This window comes from Pantoea sp. S-LA4, assembly GCF_054482835.1.
On the sequence record NZ_JBTLRC010000004.1, the window covers coordinates 125,272 to 148,678 of the forward strand.

Consider the following 23,407-nt stretch of genomic DNA (forward strand, 5'->3'; position numbering starts at 1 on the left):
CAACCAAATATAAGGTTATTTATTATGAACACATTATTACCGACATCGACTGCTGGCAGTTTACCTAAACCTTCATGGCTGGCCCAACCCGAGACGCTGTGGTCGCCGTGGAAATTGCAGGGTGACGAATTAGCTGAGGGCAAACTTGATGCGCTGCGTATCAGCCTGGCCGATCAGCTGCACTCCGGTATCGATATTGTCAGTGATGGTGAGCAGACACGTCAGCATTTTGTCACCACTTTTATTGAACATCTCAGCGGTGTCGACTTTGAAAAACGTCAGATCGTAAAAATCCGCGATCGTTATGATGCGAGCGTGCCTTCCGTAGTCGGTGAGGTTGCCCGCCTGAAACCGGTATTTGTTGATGACGCCCGGTTTTTACGCCAGCTGACCAGCCAGCCGATCAAATGGGCGCTGCCCGGTCCGATGACAATGATTGATACGCTTTATGACGGTCACTACAAAAGTCGCGAAAAACTCGCCTGGGAATTTGCCAAAATTCTCAACCAGGAAGCCAGAGAGTTAGAGGCGGCCGGCGTCGATATCATCCAGTTTGATGAGCCCGCTTTTAACGTCTTCTTTGATGAAGTCAACGACTGGGGCATTGCCGCGTTAGAAAGAGCCGTTGAAGGGCTTAAATGTGAAACGGCTGTCCACATTTGTTATGGCTACGGGATTAAAGCCAACACCGACTGGAAGAAGACGCTCGGCACCGAGTGGCGGCAGTATGAAGAGGTGTTCCCTAAGCTGCAGAAATCGGCCATCGACATTATCTCGCTGGAGTGTCAGAACTCACGCGTGCCGATGGATCTGATTGAGCTGATCCGCGGCAAAAAGGTGATGGTGGGGGCGATTGACGTGGCAACCCACGCCGTTGAAACCGCCGAACAGGTCGCCGACACCCTACGTAAGGCGCTGCAATTCGTTGATGCCGATAAACTTTATCCGTCGACCAACTGCGGCATGGTGCCGTTATCCCGTCAGGTTGCCAGCGGCAAACTGGCCGCGTTAAGTGCCGGCGCGGATATCGTGCGTCGGGAAATCCTCGGCAAGTAATTCCCCTAAGCCAAAGCAGGCTCATGCGGCAATCCGCGTGAGCCTTTTTGTTTCTGTATTATTTTTATAATCAGAATGGCTACCACTCTTTCCATCCTGAATGACATTGTCGTCAGTTTAATGACAGGACTATAAGCGCTCTACTGGGCAAACCTGCGTTGTCCTTTTTCGGGATTAAAGTAAAGGCCCGCTTTAGCCCTGCAGCTCAGGATCACACCTTGTTTATTCTTTCTCTTGAGCAGGGGGAGTAAACCAATTTGGTTTTGTCACGATAACCGGCTGTTCGGGCTGGCTGATAAAATTCGGTGACATAATCTGAACACCAAATTCGTTAAACACATCCTGTATATGCCCATGGAGAAGACTTCTTACCCCAGCGAGTGACTCTCCCGGCCGGAGCCGGACCTGTAGCTCATACATCACATACCAGTCCTGAAGTGCCAGTTGCCGCACCAGCGGCGTGATATCGTGATTAATACCGGTGGTGCGGCTGGCAGCAAGCTCCAGCATCGCCTCAACCTGCCGCCACGGCGTGTCATAACCAATGGTGACGCTGGTCGTCATATTGACGCCTTCACCTTTTAGCGTCGCGCTGAGATTGACTATCCTGCCGCTAACCACCACGGCATTGGGAACCGTCACTTCATAATTCTCCCGGGTGAGAATTTTGGTGGCCAGCATGCCCACTTCACTGACCACGCCCTCATGATCGGCAATCCTGATCACTTCCCCTTTGCGCAATGCCCGCGAGTAGGTGAGCACCAGCCCGCTCATGGCATGGTTCATCACCCCAGCCGAGCCCAATGTCAGCATCAGGCCGAAGAATACGCTGATCCCTTTGAAGGCGAGCGAATTGGCACCCGGCAGGAAGGGATACGCCGCTGATAGCGCGAATAACCAGATGACGACGCTGATCAATTTACGCGTCACACCCACCGTATCCGGATGCAGGCCCGGCAGGTTTAAGTGTCCGGTCTCAACCCGCCTCAGCACCAGTCTGAGTAAGCGAGTCACCAGCGCCGTAATAAGGAAGATCACAACGACAATCAGTAAGCCTGGCAATGCGGAAAATATGGCCAGCCCCAGACGCTGTAGCAGACCTGCCGCATAACCTCCCAGCTCCATGCCCCAGATCCGCGTCCAGGGAAACAGCCGTAATACCCAGCTCACCCAGAGGTAAAATGCCATGAGGAAGGCCGCGGTAAGGACTATGACATAGAGCCGTAGCTCAATCGGACCAAGAAAGGCGCGCAGTGCGCCAGGGATGATGCTTTTCTGTTTTGTGCGTCGGACGGCATAGCGCTGCTTCAGCCAGCTATGGGAGCGCAGGGCAAACAGGACGAATGCGCACATCATAAGCACGCCCAACAGACTTTTACCCGCTGAGATCAGCAAATAACGCGATGAATACTGCTCAGACAATGATTGCCGAAGTGTGTCGAGTCGCAATCTGACACGTTCCGCCGCCTGCGCAAGCGTCAGGTCATCCCCTTCATCCAGATCGCCCTGCGCCAGCAGCATAAAGGGTTTTCCATTGACAGAAAAAAGCACGGCAGGCTGACCGTATCGAGTTATATCGTGCGTTTCGACCGGTTGGGCCAGATCGTTATCATTCAGTTTGCGCAGGGCTGTCACGATACGCTTAACGCGCTCTTCGGGCGTGGTAAGCCCAAATTTTGCCTGTAACATGACAACCGGCTGGTTAAGCAGCGACAACGTACGCGCGTGTTCCTGTGGGGAGGGCGACTGGCGTGGTTCCGCACCGATCGCATTTTGTAGAGTAAAAAGCATCAGGCAACAGCACAGCCATTTTACCGTATTGATCATTTTGCCTCCGAAAACCCTTCTTTGCCTGGCGGTAAAACAGTCCGTAAGGCAGCCACCAATGGGGATTACTGAAATTGCCAGGTATAGGAAATCAGAAAGCGTGTGTCGGGATCGTCCAGATAGATATTGTTATCCATAATCAAGGTCAGAAGGTTCACTGAACTCTGTTGATCAAAATGGTAACCTGCGCCGAATCCGCCAAAATAGCCCTGGTAATGGGTACCTTCCTCATTTCTGGAGCCGTAAAAGCCGGCGGCAAATCCAATCCGGCTCACGCTTACTGGTTATCCCGGAAGCGTGACTGCCCCGGTCTGTTTCCCTCATTCTGGACACTAAAGCTGGTTCAGGAAAATCTGGTAACGCGGCTGATTATTTTCCCTGAGCGCTTTTACAGCTGACAGTACGGCGGAATGATCATGAGTGCTGTTCAGGAAGCGGGTCCTTAGCTGTTCATCAGATAGAGACACAGGTAGCTGACACTTTTGTCGCAGTTCATCGGTGATCTTCTGCTGCCTCAGCGCAAACGTCAGATTTTCATAAGCGGAGTTAGCCAGTGCTGCCGTTTGCGACAGCAGCACTACCAGAATCGGTATCAGGTCTTTCATTGTTACCTCCCGGCCCGTTTTGGCGTTTAAACCCGGCGAAACCCCTTACTTATGGTTTTGATCCGCAGCACATTGGGCCGGGTCAAACACCGTTTTCCACTCTTTTTTCATATCAACAATCACCCAACCCTTCTGGGGTGCCAGTCTGAGTCCGCTGATCAACTTTCCGCTGGCGGGCGGATGCGCATCATAGGCATATTCGCGCGCGGCATCGGTGTGATGAACCAGTAAACCAAAGGTTTTATAGGCCGGATTAGCCGAGGTGTACTGCAGCATCGGCACATCGCCGTCACTGTTACCAAACGCGCCAACCGGACGCCGCCCCATAAACAGATGAATGGCGACCGGCTTCATCGCTTCGTCATCGTAGAAAGCACCGTTCATGGTTTTCCGCAGTTGCGTGCCATTATCGGTCAGGGAAAACTCACTTAGTGAAAAGGAGCCGATAACCTGTTCGGGTGGAATGCCATACATTTTTTCTGCCAGCACGCGCATAAAATCGATGCCACCGCCTGACACAATCCAGGTTTTGAAGCCGTTACTGCGCAGATAATCCAGCAGCTGGCGCATCGGCTGATAGCCAAGCTGGTCATATCGGCAACCGAAACGCACATGCTGATGACTCCCGACCCAGTTGCTGACCCGCTGACGGAATTCTTCGGTTGTCATACCGCTGTGCGTAAGGGTCATCAACTGTATCAGCCCCTTTTTGCCCGACTGCTTCACCGCGTTCAGGTCGTTGTTAATGACCGCCTGCACCAGGGCATCGTTATTCCATTCCGGGTGTTGCGGGGCGAGGCGTTTGATTTCATCCATCACAAACTGCAGCTGAAAGGTCAGCGGCGCTTCTGGCCACAATGTGCCGTCATTATCAAACACCACATAACGCTGACTGACTGGAATGAAATCTTTGCTATCCGACGAGGTGGTTTCCTTTACCCACGTTTCAATAGCCTGCTTTGAGTGACCCTCATTCCATGCGCTAAGCGGGTCCTCTGCCGCGAAAGCCGAACCGAGATGAGCCATCATCAGTAATGCCAGCAAGGGTTTCAATTTCATCATTTTTGCCTTTTGGTGGGAATGAGGTCGGGCAGCGGGACGATCCGCCAGTATTCTTGTGTACGCTGAACCAGCCTTTGCAGGCTCTGGATAATCCTGTGTCGGAAAAAGAAGCCTGCGAGCAGAAGCACCATTACCATCGCCGCGCCGGTCAGCCAGGGCATCCAGTTGATCGGGGCGCGGGCTTTCAACGCCTGTTCACTGCCCGCCGGACGCGCAGCGGCAAAGGTATAATGGGCACCGGGCAATTCAGCCAGCCGCCACTGGTGCTGGCGCGTATCCCACCAGCGCAAACGCAGCGGCGGGATCACCAGTTCACCGGCCTGAGATGGCAGATAACGCAAGCGTTCCTCACGCTGTGCGCCGACAATCTCATCCCGCCCCTGCGTCAGGTTGCTGTTTACCGGAGGCAGACGCTGCGCACCGGAGCCGGGAATGGCATACAGCAGTTGCGGAATTTGCACCGCAATCACATCGGTCGCGCGCAATGTCACGACCCGTTCTATCACGTCACCGACGTGTAACTGCTTATCCTCCTTTGCGCGGTAGATGTGCCATTGCTGCGAAAGTTCAAGCGTGCTGGCGGGTAAAAATCGGTCCGGCTGACGCACATCAGCGGGCCAGTTGACCGATTTCTCCAGCACCGGCAACGACACCGTTTTTGGTGGCTGATTCGCGGAGTTCATTACCACATCGGTGGCAGGGAAACGCAGTGTGCCCTGATCCCATGCCATTACCTGGCGTTCCATGCGGATGCCGCTCCAGCTGATACCTTCACTATTACGCGTCACCAGCTGATTGGGCAGCGGCGTGTTAAGCAGATTGCCGTTTTCAATTACCATCTCCGGCCATTGCGGCGGCGGATTAAACCAGCTATCGGTCCAGAAGGTCACGGCAAGGGTTACCGGCTGGCCCGGCACCAGTTGCCCGGGCGCCACCAGCTCACGCGTCATGGCCATTTCGGCCCGAACCGGCAGACTGAGCAGCAACAACAGACAAACGACAAGTCTCTTCATGGTGCCTCCGCCGGGGCTGAACGGTAGAGATTTTCCAGTAATCCGCCGGGTGACAGCGTGAGGTTGCTGTACCACTGTTCCGCCGAGGGTGCCGCCCCGGTGATGGGCTTCATATCCAGCTGGTTTACCCCCTGATCGGGTTTAAGATCGTGCTTAATAGCGTCAGGATCTTCATCCTTTTGCTCATGCTGATCGGCCTGACGATCGCGTTCTTTTTGCCGCAGTTGCATGAGGATACGCGCGATTTTTGCCCGGTTTTGCTGAGCCATCTCCCATTCAGGTCGTAAACTCAGCGCCTGATCATAACTGTTGAGTGCCTGCTGCCAGGATTTCTGTTGTGCATAACAGTTACCCATCCACAACAGGCTGTCCGCACTGGCCGGAACCTGTCGGAAAGCACCCAGAGCCTGGACATAATCTTCTGCGTAATAAAAGGCGATACCCCGCCGTAACGGGTCCTGAAAGCGCTGGGCAGCGGCCTGATAATCCCCGCGGTCAAACGCGAACTGACCCTGCACATCGGGGCGTATCCAGGCATCCAGCAGTGCCGCTGAACTGCCAGGTGACCAGGCGAGCAGCGGCAGCACCATCACCGTCAGGCAGAATAGCTGCTGTCGCCAGAGCAGCAGAAGCAGCAGCATCGGGATGATCAACAGATAGCCGCTGTTTTTCCACTGCAAGTCCTGTCGGCTATTCTGCTGCGCCGTCACACTCTGCTGGATATGATCGCTGACCGCGCGAAGGTCACCGTCATCGGCAGCGACCAGCGTTACCGGAATACCGCCATCACGGATTTGTTCGAATCGCGCGACATTGAGACGCGTATCAATCCCTTGCGCCGCCTGCGCTTCCGGCAGCCGTCCACCGTTTGCCGTGCCCGCGACCCAGATCTGTAGCGGCAACTTTTGCTGCCGCAGCCAGTCAGCGTCCTGCGCTGTAATATTGTCAGCCACCAGTATCAGCGCGCGCGGGGCTTCGGGCGAAGCCGGCAGGTTTTTCAGCGCCAGCCCTACAGCCTGTCTCAGTCCCGATCCTTCACCTTGTGGCACCAGCGTCGGCTGCTGAGCCGTCAGGAACAGATTATAAAAATCGGCATCACTGGTCAGCGGCGTGGTCAGCCAGGCATTCGCGCTGTAAACCACTAAACCAAAGTGGCTGCCGGGCATGTGTGCCATCAATGCGGCGATCTTCTGCTGCATGCGCTGATGGCGGTCAGGCGGCACATCCTGCGCCAGCATGCTGAGATCCTGCTGCATGATCACCATCACATTATTTTCGGGCGTGAATGCGGCGGGCAGGTCGCGTTGCCAGCTCGGACCGGCTAACGCCAGGATTCCCAAACCAAAAAACCACGGCAACACCTGACGCGCACGCACGCGTTGACCTTTAATCAGCGCCGCGGCAAAAGGTTTTTCCATGACACGATGCCAGGCACTGGCTGAGCGTTGCGCTAAAAAATAGAGTAGCGGACAGAGCAACAAACCCAGTAATCGCCAGGGATAGAGGAAGTGAAGATCACTCATGCGCGTCGCCTCTTCATCATCGTGCTGCCGATGGCAAACAGCAGTAACAGCAGCAGCGCAGCGGTCAACGGCCAGACGAACAGCGGCCGATGCCAGGATAAGCCCAGCGTTTTGACCTGTTCCGGCGTCTGAGCATCAATTTGCTGCCAGACCTGCGCCAGCGCATCGCGGTTCGTCGCTGCACGCCAGGCGTTACCGCCGGTGATACTGGCGATGTTGTCCAGCAGCGCCGTATCGACTTTATCTTCGCCGTGACTATTGACGTCACCAAAGGCGATGGTGTGCACCCTAACGTGATGCGTAGCGGCCAGCTGAGCCGCGAGCCTGGGCTCCAGTTGAGATGCAGTGTCATTGCCATCGGTCAGCAGAATCGCCATTTTGGACGCGTCAGCGTCAAGGCTCTGATCCAGTAGTTTGACCGCCACGCCCAGCGCATCACCCACTGCAGTCTGCTGCCCAATCATGCCCGGCGCGAGCTGGCTGATGCGTGCCTGCAGCGCCTGCTTGTCTTCGCTGATCGGCGCAAAAGGCCACGCCTGGCTGGCAAAAATCACCAGACCGATGCGATCGCTTTTGCGCTGGCTGATAAAGGTGCGCACCGTTTGCTGTACTGCCTGTAAACGCGTCTGTCCGTTCTGACCATCGTTTTTCTCCATCGATCCGGAGACATCCAGAATCAGTACGATATTGCGCATCGGTTTTATTATTGTTGTTGGCGGCAACAGATATTCGGGCCGGGCCAGTGCGACAATCATTAAGCACCAGACTGCCCAGAACAGCAGCCGGTGACGCCAGCTGGCCTGCGGTGCCGGGGCGGAAAGCTGCAGGGCTTCAGCCAGTTCGGGTAAAAAGGGCACCCGGACCTGTTCAGTCACCGGTTGCTTTGCTGGCAGCAGATAGTGGGTAAGCAGCGGTAAAAACAGCAGCACACCCGCCCACGGCCAGGCAAAATCGATCCGTGAGAAAAAGTCAGACATGAGGCAGCGTCTCCAGCCAGTGACGTAACTGCGTTGCGATACGCTGATTGATAGGGCTCTCCAGTTCATTGTCAGGCTGACAATAACGGCGACACAGCAGCGTGCGCAGCTCCTCGTCCAGCGGTGTCTGCGCCAGGATCTGTTCCGGCGACTGCCACTGGCTGACCCGGGCGCGCGGATGTTGCACCAGAAGCACCCGTTTAACCCATATTATCCAGCCATCCACCTGTTGCTGGGTCAGTTGCTTACGTGCTTCGCGCCGCCAGCGGTTGCGACGAAAACGCGCCAGCATGTTCAACAGGACAATGAAAATGATCAGCAACACTATTACGCCGAGCACCGTCCAGCCAGCGGGTAGCGGGAACCATGAGGCGGCGGCTGGCAGAGCAGGATGCGCCAGTTCCGGTGTGCTAAATCCTTTTGCCAGCATGCGCATCCTCCTGCTGTAGCTGTGGCAGCACGGCTTCACCCGTCACGATAGTTTTCACCGTGATCCCCACGCGCTGTAACCGGCGCTGCTGCTGCGACAGACGCCCGGTGACGCTTTGCTGAATGCGACGGCTGAGGTGGGGCGTCAGCGTCAGCGCGGTGCTTACGTCATGGTAATAAGCCGCCAGCTGACCGCGCGGCGGCAAACGGCGATGAAGATCGTCCAGGGTGACAAAGGCGGTAATGTCACAGCGGCGGCGCAGGTGAGCCAGCACCGCATCGCAGCGCGCATCCAGATCGTGAAAGTCACTGATGATCCCGAGCCAGCTTCCCGACGGCAGCAGGCGGACAATACGTTGCAGCGCCTCCGACAGCGAAACGGTTTGTTGAGGGTGTTGCGCATAATGGGCAGGAAGCTGCGCATTCAGCCGCTGGATGTCGGTAAGAATCGGCATCAGGCTGCGTTTTGGCGAGCGACAGGGATGCAGGACCAGCTCATCATCACCCAGTATCGCGCAGCCCAGCCGGTCACCATCATGCCAGCTTCGCCATGCCAACAACCCGGCAATGTTTCCCGCAGCCACCGATTTCATCTGAAAGCGGGTACCGAAGTACATCTCCAGACGCTGATCCACCAGGATGAAGACCGGTCGTTCGCGCTCCTCATTGTAGAGGCGAATCCAGGGTGAGCGCAGGCGTGCGGTGGCTTTCCAGTCAATCAGCCTGACGTCGTCACCCGGCTGGTAGCGGCGCAGACTGTCGAAGTTGAGGCCACGGCCTTGCTGGTGGGTGACGCGCTCCCCGGTTAACGCGCCAGGGGGAATTTGTCCCGGCGGATTATTCAGTCGCTGTGCGTCACCCGCCAGCGCCATCAGATCAGCCAGTTCAAGCGTCAGCGGTTGGGACATCACGCCACCACTGCGTCAAGGAGCATCGCGATCGCCTGATCGGCCGTGCAGTTATCAGCATTTGCCTGATAGCTCAGCAGCAGTCGATGGCGCAGCACGGCCGGTGCGATGCGTTGAATATCTTCGGGTAACACCGCATCACGTCCATCCAGCCATGCGCAGGCGCGGCCACAGCGATCCAGTGCCAGCGTACCGCGCGGGCTGATGCCGAGGCTGATATAACTGGCAAAAATGTCACTGACCTGGTCGGGATGACGGGTCATTTCCACCAGATTGACGATGTACTGTTCTACGGTTGGCGCTACGTATACCGTGGCAATTTCACGCCAGCAGTCAGCGATATCCAGCTGGCTGATCAGTAACAGCTCGGTTTCGGGTGTGGGATTGTCAGGCTGACTTTGCTGGTATTTTGCCTGTTGCTCAGCGCGCACCAGCTGCATCACTAACTGCTCATTTTCTTTCGAGGGATAATCGACAATCACCTTCATCAGAAAGCGATCAAGCTGGGCTTCAGGTAAGGGCCAGGTGCCTTCCTGATCGACCGGGTTTTGTGTCGCCAGCACCATAAATACGCCGGGCAGCGGCCAGGTGTTGCCCGCGACGGTCACGTGACGCTCTTCCATCGCCTCCAGCAGCGCTGACTGCACGCGGGCTGAGGCGCGGTTGATCTCATCGGCGAGGATAATATTGCCGAACACCGGACCAGGACGAAACCGAAATTGATCTTCTTCGCGCGTGGCATTTTGCTGATAGATTTCGCTGCCGGTAATGTCTGACGGCAGCAGATCAGGGGTGAACTGAATGCGGCGAAATTCGCCTTCGATATGGCGTGCCAGCTCACGCACCGCACGGGTTTTCGCCAGGCCTGGCAACCCTTCCAGCAGCACATGACCGTCACACAACAAGGCGACGATCAGCATTCGTACCAGCTCCTGCTGTCCGATGACCTGTTTATTCATACTGGCTTCCAGCGCCAGCAGCTTTTCACGATTTGTCATTATGCAGGTTCCACCGTCTGACGTTTCAGCAGCGTCGCGATGCCAACCAGCATCGGCTGCGCATAGCTAAAAAAGGCTTTGATGCCGGGACAGAGATAATTCATCCCCAGTTCACCTTCCTCGCTCCTGACGATGCGGTTTTTCGGGCATTCGCCGTAGCAGAGTTTCAGGTAGGGGCAGCGTTTGCAGGCAGCGGGCAGCGTATCGCGTTTACCCAGACCAAAAGCTTTTTGTCGCTCGGAAAAGGCCATGTGCGCCAGCTTCGTATTCTGTACATTGCCTAATTTATATTCGGGATAGACGTAGTGATCGCAGGAAAAGATGTCGCCGTTTTTTTCAATCGCCAGCCCTTTGCCGCAGAACTCTGACGTGATACAAATCTGCGCTGGCATGCCCATGGTCTGCGCCACTGCGGTTTCAAACAGGTTGACCTGAACGCGGCCTAAATCGTTGTTCACCCACTCCTCGAACACCGCAATCAGAAATCGGCCCCAGTCATCCGGATCAACTGACCAGTCGGTGACAATCGAGTCGAGATCGCCGGGTCTGGCGCGGCGGGTCCCGATAACCGGTATAGTGTCATCCCGCCAGAACTGCGGTGCCGTTTGTTTAAAATCGACCGGCTCAACGCAGGGATTGAACTGGATGTATGTCGCGCCCAGCTCACGGGTCAGAAAGCGATAAACCTCCAGCGGGAAGCGGGCATTGGTGCGGTTGACCGTCACCAGCGCATTAAATGGGACCTGATGCCGCTTCAGGGCAGCGACACCTTCCATCACCTTTTCAAACGTCGGTTTTCCGCTGCGGGTAACGCGGTAGCGGTCATGCAATTCAGCCGGGCCATCAATTGAAATGCCGACCAGGAAATTATGCTGACGCAGAAAGCGCGCCCAGTGGTCATTAATCAGAATACCGTTGGTCTGCAGATCGTTTTCAATGCGCTGACCTGGCTTCTGATATTTCTTTTGCAGGACGACAATCTTTTCAAAATATTCCAGTCCCATCAGGGTCGGTTCACCGCCCTGCCAGGAGAACACCACCTGTTCGCCATCCTGGCTGTCAATATACTGCCGGATGAAGGTTTCCAGCACCTCATCGCTCATCCCGCTCTGTCTGTCCTGCTCCAGAAGCTGCTCTTTGTGCAGGTAAAAACAGTAGTTACAGTCAATGTTGCAACGCGATCCGGTGGGTTTTGCCATCACGTGAAAACGGCGGGTGTAAGCCGGCCCTTTGCCACTGAACTTTTCCGCTGTCGGAAGCGGCTTAACCGGCAGAGTAGTGCTGTACTTCATGAACGCCTCCTGATAACCGGGTGAAGGATTTCACCCGGTAATGGGGTCAGAGCATCAGTTGGTAGCCGGACTGCCTTCCTCAATCAGTTTCGACACATCAGACACGGTGAATGAACCCGGTTTCTGACGTGGCGGAAACTCTTTGAAGCTCTGCAGCATTTCAGCAGCGTATTTTTGCGCACCGCCCAGCAGGAACAGACGATCGTAGAACCAGTGGTTGTAATCCATGCCATCGGTACCTTTTTCCAGCGGATCAATTTTCAGGTCAAAGATCAACGGTACACGCAGTTTCACGAATGGATATTTCCACACATCCATGCCTGAACGTTCCTGAATCATAAAGTGTGCTTTCCAGCGCCCGTAACGCATCGCCAGCAGATCGCCGTCATCACTCCAGTAGAAGAACTCTTTGCGCGGATCTTCCTGAGTTTTACCGGTAATGAAATCAAGCTGGTTATAGCCATCAAGATGCACTTTGTAGGTCATGGCACTGGTTTTATAGCCTTTCAGTAACTGCTGCTTGATGTCCGGCACGCCCGCTGCGGCCACCAGGGTCGGGAACCAGTCATTACTGCCGAAGATGTCGTTGATCAGGGTTCCGGGCTTGATATGTCCTGGCCATTTCACCATCGCCGGTACGCGGAAACCGCCTTCCCAGCCGGTATTTTTCTCACCGCGGAACGGGGTGATGCCGGCATCGGGCCAGGTCGCCGTCATCGGGCCGTTATCCGTGGTGTAAACCACAATGGTGTTGTCTTCTATGCCGAGATCTTTAATTTTCTTCAGCACTTCACCGATTATTTTGTCATGTTCCACCATGCCGTCTGCATAGTCACCCAATCCGGTTACGCCTTTATCAGCCGGTTTGATGTGAGTCTTGTTATGCATACGCGTGGTGTTGTACCAGGTGAAAAACGGCTTATTCGCCTTAACCTGTCTTTCCATAAAGTCATTGTTTGCCGCCAGTGTTTCCTCATCCACCGTTTCCATACGTTTGACATTCAGCGGGCCGGTATCCTCAATTTTCCCGTCGGCAGAAGACTTGATGACGCCACGCGGGCCAAACTGTTTTTTATATTCCGGATCTTTCGGATAATCCGGGTTCTCTGGTTCTTCTTCCGCGTTCAGATGGTAAAGATTCCCCATAAATTCATCGAACCCATGCGCGGTAGGAAGAAACTCGTTGCGATCGCCAAGGTGGTTCTTCCCGAACTGGCCGGTCGCATAACCCAGCTGCTTGAGAATACTGGCAATGGTGGGATCTTCTTTCTGCAACCCTTGTGGCGCGCCAGGCATACCGACTTTACTCATCCCGGTGCGGAAGGGCATCTGGCCAGTGATAAACGATGAGCGGCCAGCCGTGGAACTCTGTTCAGCATAATAAGAGGTAAATTTGGCACCTTCAGCCGCAATGCTGTCGATATTGGGCGTTTGATATCCCAGCATGCCCTGGTTGTAGGTACTGAGATTCCAGTAACCAATATCATCACCGAAGATAACCACGATATTGGGTTTCTGATTGTTTTGCTCCGGCGCCGTCGGGCTATTACTTGCCGGGGCTGCATAAGCGCTGGTTGCACAACAAGCAACAGACAACATTGAGGCGAGCAGCGATTTGCAAAATGGCACTTTTGACATTTCTGTGCTCCAGATAAGTGGGCTCTCATTGGAAAGGCATAGATTTCGCCCGTCCGTACAGATCGTAAAAATGATGTATTGTCCGGATGCCTCCTTGTTATGCCGGGTCAGAATGTCCGGCTGTAATTGATGCCAAAGAAATAGAGTGCTGGATTGTCATATCCCCCTTTAATTAGCGGCGATGAAACCTGTGACGAGTCAATATGGGCGTATTCAAAGGCGGCGCCGATACTGCTGGCAGGATCGAGCTGGTAACGTGCGCCCAGGCCCCAGCGCCAGGTATCGCCGGAAGGCATGGTCAGGGAGGTATCCTGCTGATTGCGGTAGAAGCTGCTGTCGAAGGCAACGCCGGTATTCAGCGTCCAGTCAGAAGTGAGTCTGAATTGAGTGCCGAGTGCGAGGTGCCAGGTATCACGCAGGCGTCCATTGTCGCCCACCTGGTTACCCGCCACGCTGATTTCACTGTTGCTGTAATCGCTCCAGTCCTACCATCCTGCATCACCCATTACTGCCCAGCGATCGTTCAGCTGATGAAACAGGCTCAGCATCATCTGCTGAGGCGTATTGACGGTGGCCGCGATCGGTAGTGTCCAGGATGGGGCGTTATTAAGCTGGTCTAACCGGACGGTGGTGTTAACGTTGAAATGATAATTTGTCCGGCTGGTATAGGTTAATCCGGCCCGCGTTTGCGGCGTAAACTGCCACAGCGCACCGATCTTCCCGTTGAGAGCCCAGTCGTGATCGGAGAGTTCGTCGCCACGGGCGCGCTTGATTTTTAGCAGGCCATAATTGATTCCGACACCGGCCCCGAGTGAAAAGGCATCGTTGAGTTGCCAGGCCAGCGCAGGCATCAGGGTTACCGCCAGTAGCGTACTGTCTTTGATCAAATTTTCCCCGGCCCAGTCACCAAAATGCAGACCCAGCCCGTAGTTGCCGTAAAAACCTACGCCGGCACTGAGGGTCGGCGATAGCCGCTGGGTGTAGAAAGCGCTACCACCGGGAAACCAGCCAATGACATTGCCGGGGCTTTTACCATTGAGAAGAGCATCATCGTCCAGATGATAAGGGGCATCGCCATACAGGGCCTGTGCACCCATCGTCAGCATTTTATCAGGCAGCATTGTCATGCCCGCAGGATTGGTAAACAGGGTGGAGGCATCCTGGGCGCGTGCCGCCTGACCTGCACCGGCCAGGCCTATATCATCAGTACCAATTTCATAAAGATAGAGTCCGCTTGCGCATGCTGACGAAACATTAAATAAAACGGCCAGGGCTATTATTTTGCGCATGAGTTTTCTCTTAAACAGGGTTAAGGACAGGTGAACACAGGCGTCATAAAATATTTCAGTGATCTATTGATCGCTGACATTTAAACGGCAAGTGGTCCTGTAAAAAATTCAATTAATCTCTGGCAGCAAAACAAAAAGACCCGGAAGGGGAAGGGCCTGGAACGTTTCAGATTCCAACATAGCCCAATGGCATAACGATTTTTATTAACACTTTGATGAATAAAGTAACTATTTTTTTTGAGTTATCAACCTAAAACTAACGGACCAGTGCAGCCGGTAACCATTTTTTTGATCCGATGCAAATTATCTCCATCTGGTTGTTTTCATTTAACTGAATATCTCTATCTATCTGTATCTACTTGACTTTTTGTTAGAGTGTGAAATCGCTGAAGCTGGAAATTTCCTAAAAAAACTTTCATATCAATACGTTAAGGTATTTTGCCGCGCGTTGGATTTTAGGATTTTCGCCATCATTGCGATGGATTCTCCATTAGTGAGACGCTTTAAGCAGGCTTGAGCCGTTTAATGACCTACATCTGAGGGATGTAAAGCAAAATAAATAAGGCAGTGCCAGCATTGAAAATAATTAATTTGCTTTTTCACACTATGCCGACTAATAAAGAGCGTCGCGATATTCCCTCCGCCCGAAGCCTGTATCACTGCCGACGCCATGAAAGACAGTAGTTAACTTCTGACCGCTTAATGAGCATGACAGGAGCATGGGCCAGACCTGCTTCTCAGCATTTGCACGCAAAATTGCAACTCTGGTTATTTCTCTCACCTCTGTACGTCAGCTTCCTTTTGCCAGCGCCCGCAATCATGCTTGAAAGGTGATGAGATTCCGGGATGGTGCCGGTGGCCCGTCATGTCGCCGCGGTAAACTGACCGCGTTAAGTGCGGGCGCGGACATCGTGCGTCGGGAAATCCTCGGCAAGTCATCCCCATCTGAACAGGCTCAGTCCGGACCGTTTAATCCGGCCGGTTTTCGGCGATCTTCCGGCCTGAGCTCAAGCGAAGCTGCGCCATTTTCAGCGGCGGTTAAACGGGTCTTCTGCAAAACGGATTGCTTTCACCAGCCGCCGCTTCAATCCCTGCTCACCATCGTCGTTATCGTAATCACTCAGCATGCAGAGATCGGAACACCGCATTTTGCTATCACTTACTTCAGCTTTTCCGTCCATTCTGTACAAAAATCCAGATAGGCTCGCACCAGGGTTGACGGATGTTTATGGCGGGCATAGACCAGATGCAGCGGGAGGCTTTGCGTGGCTATCCCCGGTAACAGCTCTATCAGTTCACCGCTTTCCAGCCAGGGCCGCACGGAAATGTTCAGCAGCTTTGCGACACCCATTCCCTGCAGCGCATAATGCAGTAATCCCTGTACATTATTGGTGGTAAAGAAGGGCGCGTATTTTACTTTTTCCGATCCCGCGTTCCATTCAAAAAAACCACGATTCAGCGTTTCCCACGCGGCAATCGGAAGCCGGACCATTTCTTCCAGCGTCTCAGGCGTACCGTGACGCGCCAGCAACGCTGGGCTGGCGACAAACACCGTTTCCATATTCATGACGGGTTTAGCGATCACCTCATCAGTTTTTAAATCGCCCATTCTCAGCGCCACATCGATGCCATCCTCGAACAAATCAACCACCCTTTCGCTGGAGTGACAGAACAGGGTGATATCAGGATAACGTTGCTGAAATGCGATCAGTAAATCCCACCAAAGCGAGAACTCAGGCGGAACAGAGAGGCGCAATTTGCCCTGTAGCGTGTGGGCAGAGGTGACAGACTTTTGCGCATCCTCCAGCAGTTCGACGCCCAGACGGGCCTGCTCGAAAAATTGCTGTCCCCGATGGGTGGGTTTAACCCCTTGTCGTGAGCGTTCCAGCAACTGGACATTCAGGGCCTGCTCAAGCTCATTAATTTTCCGGCTTAACGTGGAGATCGGTATCCCCATCCTGTCGCTGGCGGCAGAAAAGCTGCCGGCATTTACCACGGCAATGAACAATTTCGTTGCGTTGAAATCCATTGTTCTTTCCATATATGGGCATCAGGTTTCTATTTTTGGCGATTCCATTCCATTATGTAAAGCGTAACATTTTGCCTGTGTAATTTTTCTGCAGGAGCAAAAATGAATAACCGTGTCACTCAAATCCTGAATATTCGCTTTCCCCTTATTCAGGCACCGTTGTATTTCCTGACCAATGCGGAACTGGTTGCTGCGGTTTCCAATGCTGGCGGGCTGGGTACGCTCGGGCCACACGCCGGACAGGAAACCCTGCCGGGCTCGCGTTATGTGGCACTGGATCGCATGCGGGAAGAGATCAGAAAAGTTAAAAAGCTGACCAGCAAACCCTTTGCCACTACCGTGCTCAACGGCCCGGATATGGGGTTCTGGCGGCCCACCGCGGAAATGCTGGTTGAAGAAGGCGTGGAAGTGGTGCTGATCAATGAGCTGCTGGAAGCTGAAATTTTTGATTTCTTAAAAAGCCACGGCATTAAAATTCTTTATCGCGCGCTGACGCCCACGGTTGCAAATTCAAAAGAGGCCGAGCGATTAGGAGCGGACATCATCATCGCCACCGGCTTTGACGAAGGGGGCACCGTGCCGAGCCGGGTAATCGGGACCTTCAGCATCGTTCCGATGATCGCGGATAGCGTCAACGTTCCGGTCATCGCGGCGGGCGGTATTGGCGATGTCCGCGGCGTGCGTGCTGCACTGGCTCTTGGCGCGGAGGGTGTTTATGCGGGTAGCCTGTTTTTGACGGCGGAAGAGAATCCCGCCGCTGACAAGGTCAAACGCCTGATTGTCGACTCCACGGCGGAGGATTTGCTGCTGTTCCGCACGCTGCCAGCTTATTACCGTACCTTACCGACCGATCTGAGTCCTGCGCTGGCGGAACTGGACGCGCAGGGCACCGATCGTGAAGCCATGTTTAAGGCGATGAACGGTTACCACTCACTGTGGCAGGCCATGAGGCTTGGCAATTTTGACCAGGGCATCGTCTCCACCGGTACCGGTATTTCCGTGATCAAATCCATTCGTCCGGCGGCAGAGATTGTTTCTGACCTTATGCAGGATTTTAAACAGTCACAGCATTAAGGCTGCCGTTAACGCGAGCAGGTGAAGTCTGGGAGGATGAGGCGGCGGAGGGGGAAGCGGATGAGGTCCGCGGTCAGCGTTGAGGCGGGCTGATAAACCACGATTAATGCATTCAGCGCCATCCTGCGTCGCTAACTCTGCTGTGCCTGCCACCCGTCAGGACCGAGAGGATAAAAGGCAGAACTATTGCCTTTGGCACCACTCTTCACGGGTTATTTCCCACAGCTGATAATCAAGCAGACCTGCAACATACTCTTTTTTGCCGGTCTTAATGAGCCGCATCCCGGAATGACGTGAGATCATGACGGAACCTTCGTTTATCGCTGCTTTCGGCACACTCATCACCTCCCGGCCCAGTGTCTTGAACCAGAAATCGTTGACGGCCTGACAGGCTTCCGTCATAAAGCCATTCCTCTGCCATTCCGGCACCAGCCAGAAACCGCGGTTATCATTTTCGACATCACGCAACTCGATCAGGCCGATCAGTTCATCAGGATTTTCCCGACGCCGGAGGGTCCAGCTCCATCCCTGTCCCTGCGCGATGGCCGGTAAGGCCACATTGTCGACGTAATGCTGTGCGGCACCTTCAGGATAGGGCCAGGGCACCGCCGCGGTCAGATAGCGCACAATTTCCCACTGCGGGAAAACTGCCTGAATAGCCCCGGCGTCACTACGCTCAAGAGGTTTCAGGATCAGCCGGGTCGTTTCAATCAATGGCGTCATGCTTCCTCCTTCTGTTATTAAAAAAGATGCTGAGAGGGCAGTGCTCAGACGACGCAGAGTCAGGCGGAGCCATCTCATCTCCGCTCTGCTGCTGCGAAATGCGGACATAATTTCTGACTTGATGTACCCTGTTTAGCAGACTGGCCTGCTGATATCAAAGGCAGGATTATCACTACATCACAGGTAACATCGGCAATGGCACTGATCCCAAAAAACTATTCGCGGCTGGAAAGCGGCTACCGTGAAAAAGCATTGAAAATCTATCCGTGGGTGTGTGGACGCTGCTCACGGGAATTTGTCTATTCGAACCTGCGCGAATTAACGGTTCACCATATCGACCACGACCACACCAATAACCCGGAAGATGGCAGCAACTGGGAGTTATTGTGCCTTTATTGTCACGACCATGAGCACTCTAAATACACCGAAGCCGATCTTTACGGTACCCGGGTGGTGGCAGGTGAAGATGCACAGGATGACGTCGGCGCAGCCACTTACAACCCGTTCGCCGATTTAAAGTCGATGCTGACGAAAAAGAAATAACAGCCGTAAGGGCATCGCTGGCGGATAACGGGTGTCAGCGCTGCGAAGAGGTAATAAACGAGACAGATCGCTGTGCGTTATAAGCAGAACACGTTCGGCCTGCTCAGTAAAAATAGCGCCGCCGATAGCTGCCTGGTTTGAGTGAGCGGATGCGGCATATTCCCCGGAGATAAGCATAAGCGGGTCTGAGCGGCGGGTTATTTCCGGCTCACAGCCGTTTTTCTCAATCAGCGAAGGCAAGTCGGCCTGTCACCCCTCCCTGAGCCGTTTTGCCTCCACGCGCGGATGATCCACTCCGACGCTAACAGGACGGTAGCGCTCCGGCCGCAATGAAAAAGATGCCGCATCGGCCTGGCATGAAGGTCTGCGCCGGCAGCGATCAAATCATCGGCTGGCCTAAATCTGCTCATCGACAAATATCGCCCATAACTCCTCTACCGCCCGCGACATCCTGGCCGCTGGCCGGAACAGCCGGATATCAATCGGCAACCAGAGAGCGCTCTCTTTCTCCGCCGCAACGGCGAGATTGCCGGCATCCACATCCGGTGCTGCCAGCGTTTCCGGCAGCCAGGCGATGCCATCTCCCGCCCGGACCATCGCCAGTAATGTCGCGGCAAGATCGGCGGTAAACGCGATATCCATGCCTCGTCTGGCCCGGTTTACCTGTGAGGTATTGGACAGGATCCGGCCAAGGCCGGACTCCGCCGAGTAGGTCAGGAACGGATACTTTTTCCCGCCCGAAGCCTGCCAGAGCGGCTGCCGGGTGAGGGGATCGCATTTTGAATAGGGGAGCAGGGTTTCCCGTCCCAGCCGGACGCTCAGGTATTTCGACTGATCGAGGTTGATGTGCATATGAGGATGGTAATAGCAGAGCAGAAACTGCGCGTCTCCTTTTTCTATCATCCGCTCACAGGCGCTCAGCGTGTCAGATAACAGGCGAAAGGAGCCGAAGCGGGCAATCTTCTCATTGTTACGCATCAGCGCCGGAAAAAATGAAAATGACAGGGAGTGCGTCGCGGAAAAAACCACGTCCGGTCGGGTTTCACCTGCCGCCTCAATGGTTTCGCTTCTCAGGGTATAAAGCGCGCGAATCAGTTCCGGGATCTGCGTGACGAAAATCTCGCCAGCACGCGTCAGGCTGACGCCACGCCGGTTTCTCTCAAAAATCGGCGTGCCAAGCCACTCTTCCAGCGAAGCAATCCTGCGGCTGAATGCTGGCTGCGTCACATATCGTGAAGCGGCCGCGCGGGAGAAATTCAGCGTCTGCGCCAGTGCAACGCAGTCTTCAAGCCAGGTTAACTCAAGATGATGCCGATTTTGCATTACAGCCTGCCTCTTTGGCATTAGAACGAAAGCCCGTTACTGCTTAGGATGAGTTCAGACAAGACACTGACGTCCCTGAACGTGACGCTGATGCATTATGCCAATAAACAACCGGCATGAGCCAGCATTGACTGCAGGTCGTCGTGCGTAATGATCGTTGACGAAAATTGCCGGAGAAAATATGCGTATTCTGGATGTAGTAGAAATCACCCAACCCATTGCCTCACCGATTCGTAATGCCTATATCGACTTCAGCAAAATGACGGCCAGCCTGGTTGCCGTGGTGACTGATGTCGAAGTCGACGGCCGTCGCATAGTGGGATATGGCTTTAACTCTAATGGCCGTTACGGTCAGGGTGGCCTGATCCGTGAGCGCTTCCGCAATCGTATTCTGGAAGCGGAGCAGGAAAGCCTGCTGAATGCCAAAGGCGACAACCTGGACCCGCATAAAATCTGGGACGTCATGATGAGCAACGAGAAGCCGGGCGGTCATGGCGAGCGTTCCGTCGCCGTGGGCACACTGGACATGGCGATCTGGGATGCCACGGCAAAAATCGCCAACAAGCCGTTGTTTCGCCTGCTGGCAGAAATGAAAGGGGTGGAAGCCAACCCGCGCGTATTTGTCTATGCGGCTGGCGGTTACTATTATCCCGGCAAGGATATGAGCGCCCTGCGGCAGGAGATGCGCGGCTACCTGAATCGCGGCTATAACGTGGTAAAAATGAAGATCGGCGGTGCCTCGCTGGACGAAGATCGCCGTCGTATTGAAGCGGTGCTGGACGAAATCGGCAGCGAAGCGCGTCTCGCGGTGGATGCCAATGGTCGTTTCGATCTGGAAACCGCTATCGCCTACGCCAGAATGCTGCGGGAATATCCGCTCTTCTGGTATGAAGAAGCGGGCGATCCGCTGGATTATGCTCTGCAGGCGTCGCTGTCAGAATTTTATCCAGGCCCGATGGCGACCGGTGAAAACCTGTTCTCCCATCAGGATGCGCGTAACCTGCTGCGCTACGGCGGTATGCGGCCGGATCGCGATTATCTGCAGTTTGACTGTGCGCTCTCTTATGGCCTGGTCGAATATCTGCGCACTCTGGACGTGCTGCAACAGTTTGGCTGGTCACCCTCACGCTGTATCCCACACGGCGGTCATCAGATGTCGCTGAACATCGCTGCGGGTCTTGGCCTGGGCGGTAATGAAAGCTATCCGGATCTGTTCCAGCCCTACGGCGGCTTCCCGGACTCGGTGAAGGTGGAAGAGGGGCACATTATTATGCCTGAACTGCCGGGTATCGGGTTTGAAGGTAAATCGGATCTGATTAAAGAGATGCGGGCGCTGGCTGAATAAGTCCCGATATCGCTGTGGTGATGCCGGATACGCCCCTTTATTCTGAAAGGGGCGTTGCGTAAATAAGCGATATATCCCGGCGGGTATGACATTCTCCTGAATCGCTTTCTTTACCAGAACAAATATTATCTTGCTGCGATCGTGACGAGTATTTGCTGTGCGCTGTTTATTCTCGGCGGGGAATTATCGACACGGAAAAGAATAAATTACGTTCTATTTATAATTAACTGAATATAAATCGCTTTTATTACTATCTGGCGGGCGATTCAGGCGACATCGACCGGCCTGGGTTGCATAACCCGCCATAAAATAATCATACAAAAAATAAACTTGCTGTTATTTAAAAAGGATAACTAATCACCTTTTCCTCTCCCCTACATCTGCTCCAGACGAGGACATTAACATGAGTGATAATGCTTTTAAGGATAATGCACTTATCGGAAAGAAACGCTGGACAATAATATTACCCGCCGTATTTATCATGTACACCATATCGTTTTTTGACCGTGTCAATATCGGCATGGCGCTGCCGCATATTACCGCTGAAATGGGGCTGAGCGCCGTTGAAGCGGGCTGGCTGGGCGGTGCTTTTGCGTGGGGCTATGTGGCGACGCAGTTTACTGCGGGCTGGCTGGCGCTGCGCTTTGGCTCGCGACGCGTCATCGGTATCAGCCTGTTCCTTTTTGGTGCCTGTGCCATGCTGACCGGGCTGACGCGTAACTTCAGTGAACTTGTGGCGATTCGCTTTTTGCTGGGCGTGACGGAAGGCCCCATTCAGGCAGCAACGGCGATGTTCCTGGCTCAGTGGTTTATCAAGCGGGAACGTGGACGTGCTTTTGGTATCTGGAACCTTAGTCTGGGCGCGGGCGCCTTTCTGGCCGGTCCGATTTCCGGCTGGATCCTGGCACACCATAACTGGCGCGTAATGATGATTATTGAAGGCGTGCCCGCCTGGCTGTTCTGCCTCATCTGGTTTTATCTGGTGCCTAAAAGTATCCAGGCCGCACGCTGGCTCAGCAGTGAAGATCGGGATCAATTGCAGAAAACGCTGGCGGCGGAGCAGTCAGATTATGTGCAGGAGAAATCTGATCCCTGGTGGACCATCCTGAAAATACCGGCGCTCTGGCTGATGCTGATTGGCTATTCGCTGCACAGTATGCTGGCGTACGGCTTTACGCTCTGGCTGCCCACGGCCCTGAAAGGTTACGGCACGCTGAGTGAATTTATGGTCGGCTTAATCAGTGGCCTGCCGTTCCTGATGACCATGGTTGGCATCTGGTATATCACCCGCCGTTCAGACCGCTATAACCAGGAACGGCGACTGCACGCCGCCATCCCAACCGTATTGTGTGGTATCGCCTTATCAGCCGCGGCGTTTGTTCCGCTCTCTTACTACTGGTTGCAGATTGCGCTGTTCCTGTTTGTCGGACTGACCATGAAGATGCTGGTGCCGCTGGTTTACGTGCGGCTGACGGAAATCCTGCCTACCCGCAAAGCGGTGCCTGCGGTGGCGTTTGTCGGAGGATGCAGTAATTTTATCGGCCAGTTTGGCGGGCCGCTGGTCGCCGGATATCTTAAACATCTGGGCGGCGGAAGCGACATGACGCTGGCCTGGGGCGTGATGGGGCTGTTCTCCATCGTCGGCGGGGTACTGTTTGCGCTGGCGGTAGGCCGTGGCGAAAAGGTACGGGATGTCAGACAGGCGTTTCGCCTGACACCACGCCGTGCGCTTTCAGCCAGGGATTAACGCATA

20 protein-coding genes and 1 pseudogene are annotated in these 23,407 nt (G+C 54.4%); 5 read left to right on the forward strand and 16 right to left on the reverse strand.

Annotation, left to right across the window (positions count from 1 at the left end):
• Positions 1-24 precede the first annotated feature (24 nt).
• On the forward strand, positions 25-1,056 hold the full coding sequence (locus ACX3P5_RS21160; RefSeq protein ID WP_233988408.1) for a methionine synthase: 1,032 nt from the start codon (positions 25-27) through the stop codon (positions 1,054-1,056).
• Positions 1,057-1,278: 222 nt separating this feature from the next.
• Here ACX3P5_RS21160 and ACX3P5_RS21165 read toward each other — a convergent pair whose 3' ends face one another.
• The 14 genes and pseudogenes from ACX3P5_RS21165 to ACX3P5_RS21230 all read right to left on the reverse strand — a co-directional run bounded on the left by ACX3P5_RS21165 (position 1,279) and on the right by ACX3P5_RS21230 (position 16,646).
• Positions 1,279-2,883: a mechanosensitive ion channel family protein gene (locus ACX3P5_RS21165; RefSeq protein ID WP_458969315.1), complete on the reverse strand. Its 1,605-nt coding sequence runs from the start codon at positions 2,881-2,883 to the stop codon at positions 1,279-1,281.
• A 65-nt stretch (positions 2,884-2,948) separates the two neighbouring features.
• Entirely contained in the window at positions 2,949-3,158 is a 210-nt protein-coding gene (locus tag ACX3P5_RS21170) for a hypothetical protein (protein ID WP_233988407.1), read from the reverse strand.
• Between the two features lie 57 nt (positions 3,159-3,215).
• Positions 3,216-3,488 carry a YicS family protein gene (locus ACX3P5_RS21175; protein ID WP_336756027.1) on the reverse strand — a complete coding sequence of 91 codons (273 nt, stop codon included), beginning with the start codon at positions 3,486-3,488 and terminating at the stop codon, positions 3,216-3,218.
• Positions 3,489-3,533: 45 nt separating this feature from the next.
• Entirely contained in the window at positions 3,534-4,547 is a 1,014-nt protein-coding gene (locus tag ACX3P5_RS21180) for an HAD family hydrolase (protein ID WP_233988405.1), read from the reverse strand.
• Positions 4,547-5,563, reverse strand: coding sequence for an oxygen tolerance domain protein (locus ACX3P5_RS21185; RefSeq protein ID WP_458969316.1), 1,017 nt, complete (start codon positions 5,561-5,563; stop codon positions 4,547-4,549). The genes ACX3P5_RS21180 and ACX3P5_RS21185 overlap by 1 nt, the downstream gene beginning before the upstream one ends.
• Entirely contained in the window at positions 5,560-7,086 is a 1,527-nt protein-coding gene (locus tag ACX3P5_RS21190) for a vWA domain-containing protein (RefSeq protein WP_458969317.1), read from the reverse strand. The genes ACX3P5_RS21185 and ACX3P5_RS21190 overlap by 4 nt, the downstream gene beginning before the upstream one ends.
• The gene (locus ACX3P5_RS21195) at positions 7,083-8,063 is read right to left on the reverse strand and encodes a VWA domain-containing protein (protein ID WP_458969318.1); all 981 of its coding nucleotides are present in this window, start codon (positions 8,061-8,063) and stop codon (positions 7,083-7,085) included. Before ACX3P5_RS21195 ends, ACX3P5_RS21190 begins: the two co-directional genes overlap by 4 nt.
• Complete coding sequence (locus ACX3P5_RS21200) at positions 8,056-8,493, reverse strand: DUF4381 family protein (protein WP_458969319.1); 438 nt, start codon at positions 8,491-8,493, stop codon at positions 8,056-8,058. Before ACX3P5_RS21200 ends, ACX3P5_RS21195 begins: the two co-directional genes overlap by 8 nt.
• Positions 8,474-9,400 (reverse strand): DUF58 domain-containing protein, encoded by a 927-nt coding sequence (locus ACX3P5_RS21205; protein WP_458969320.1) that lies wholly within the window; start codon positions 9,398-9,400, stop codon positions 8,474-8,476. The genes ACX3P5_RS21200 and ACX3P5_RS21205 overlap by 20 nt, the downstream gene beginning before the upstream one ends.
• Positions 9,400-10,398 (reverse strand): AAA family ATPase, encoded by a 999-nt coding sequence (locus tag ACX3P5_RS21210; RefSeq protein ID WP_233988399.1) that lies wholly within the window; start codon positions 10,396-10,398, stop codon positions 9,400-9,402. The genes ACX3P5_RS21205 and ACX3P5_RS21210 overlap by 1 nt, the downstream gene beginning before the upstream one ends.
• On the reverse strand, positions 10,398-11,690 hold the full coding sequence (locus tag ACX3P5_RS21215; RefSeq protein WP_336756035.1) for an anaerobic sulfatase maturase: 1,293 nt from the start codon (positions 11,688-11,690) through the stop codon (positions 10,398-10,400). Before ACX3P5_RS21215 ends, ACX3P5_RS21210 begins: the two co-directional genes overlap by 1 nt.
• Positions 11,691-11,744: 54 nt before the next feature.
• Complete coding sequence (locus ACX3P5_RS21220; RefSeq protein ID WP_233988397.1) at positions 11,745-13,328, reverse strand: arylsulfatase; 1,584 nt, start codon at positions 13,326-13,328, stop codon at positions 11,745-11,747.
• A gap of 107 nt (positions 13,329-13,435) precedes the next feature.
• Positions 13,436-14,617 (reverse strand): annotated as a pseudogene (locus ACX3P5_RS21225) (OmpP1/FadL family transporter).
• Positions 14,618-15,776: 1,159 nt separating this feature from the next.
• Positions 15,777-16,646 carry a LysR family transcriptional regulator gene (locus ACX3P5_RS21230; RefSeq protein WP_233988393.1) on the reverse strand — a complete coding sequence of 290 codons (870 nt, stop codon included), beginning with the start codon at positions 16,644-16,646 and terminating at the stop codon, positions 15,777-15,779.
• A 102-nt stretch (positions 16,647-16,748) separates the two neighbouring features.
• Here ACX3P5_RS21230 and ACX3P5_RS21235 point away from each other — a divergent pair, with 102 nt between their 5' ends.
• Positions 16,749-17,720: an NAD(P)H-dependent flavin oxidoreductase gene (locus ACX3P5_RS21235; RefSeq protein ID WP_262287715.1), complete on the forward strand. Its 972-nt coding sequence runs from the start codon at positions 16,749-16,751 to the stop codon at positions 17,718-17,720.
• 183 nt (positions 17,721-17,903) lie between these two features.
• Here ACX3P5_RS21235 and ACX3P5_RS21240 read toward each other — a convergent pair whose 3' ends face one another.
• The gene (locus tag ACX3P5_RS21240; protein ID WP_458969321.1) at positions 17,904-18,443 is read right to left on the reverse strand and encodes a GNAT family N-acetyltransferase; all 540 of its coding nucleotides are present in this window, start codon (positions 18,441-18,443) and stop codon (positions 17,904-17,906) included.
• A 195-nt stretch (positions 18,444-18,638) separates the two neighbouring features.
• Between ACX3P5_RS21240 and yajD the strand changes: the two genes are divergently transcribed.
• Positions 18,639-18,986: an HNH nuclease YajD gene (gene yajD / locus ACX3P5_RS21245; RefSeq protein ID WP_233988390.1), complete on the forward strand. Its 348-nt coding sequence runs from the start codon at positions 18,639-18,641 to the stop codon at positions 18,984-18,986.
• Positions 18,987-19,382: 396 nt separating this feature from the next.
• Here the strand turns inward: yajD and ACX3P5_RS21250 are convergent, their stop codons facing one another.
• Positions 19,383-20,309: a LysR family transcriptional regulator gene (locus ACX3P5_RS21250; protein WP_233988389.1), complete on the reverse strand. Its 927-nt coding sequence runs from the start codon at positions 20,307-20,309 to the stop codon at positions 19,383-19,385.
• Positions 20,310-20,490: 181 nt separating this feature from the next.
• Here ACX3P5_RS21250 and ACX3P5_RS21255 point away from each other — a divergent pair, with 181 nt between their 5' ends.
• Both ACX3P5_RS21255 and ACX3P5_RS21260 read left to right on the forward strand, forming a co-directional pair.
• On the forward strand, positions 20,491-21,654 hold the full coding sequence (locus tag ACX3P5_RS21255) for a mandelate racemase/muconate lactonizing enzyme family protein (RefSeq protein ID WP_233988387.1): 1,164 nt from the start codon (positions 20,491-20,493) through the stop codon (positions 21,652-21,654).
• A 403-nt stretch (positions 21,655-22,057) separates the two neighbouring features.
• A complete protein-coding gene (locus ACX3P5_RS21260; RefSeq protein ID WP_458969322.1) occupies positions 22,058-23,401 on the forward strand; it encodes an MFS transporter in 1,344 nt (447 codons plus the stop codon).
• The last annotated feature ends 6 nt before the right edge of the window (positions 23,402-23,407 follow it).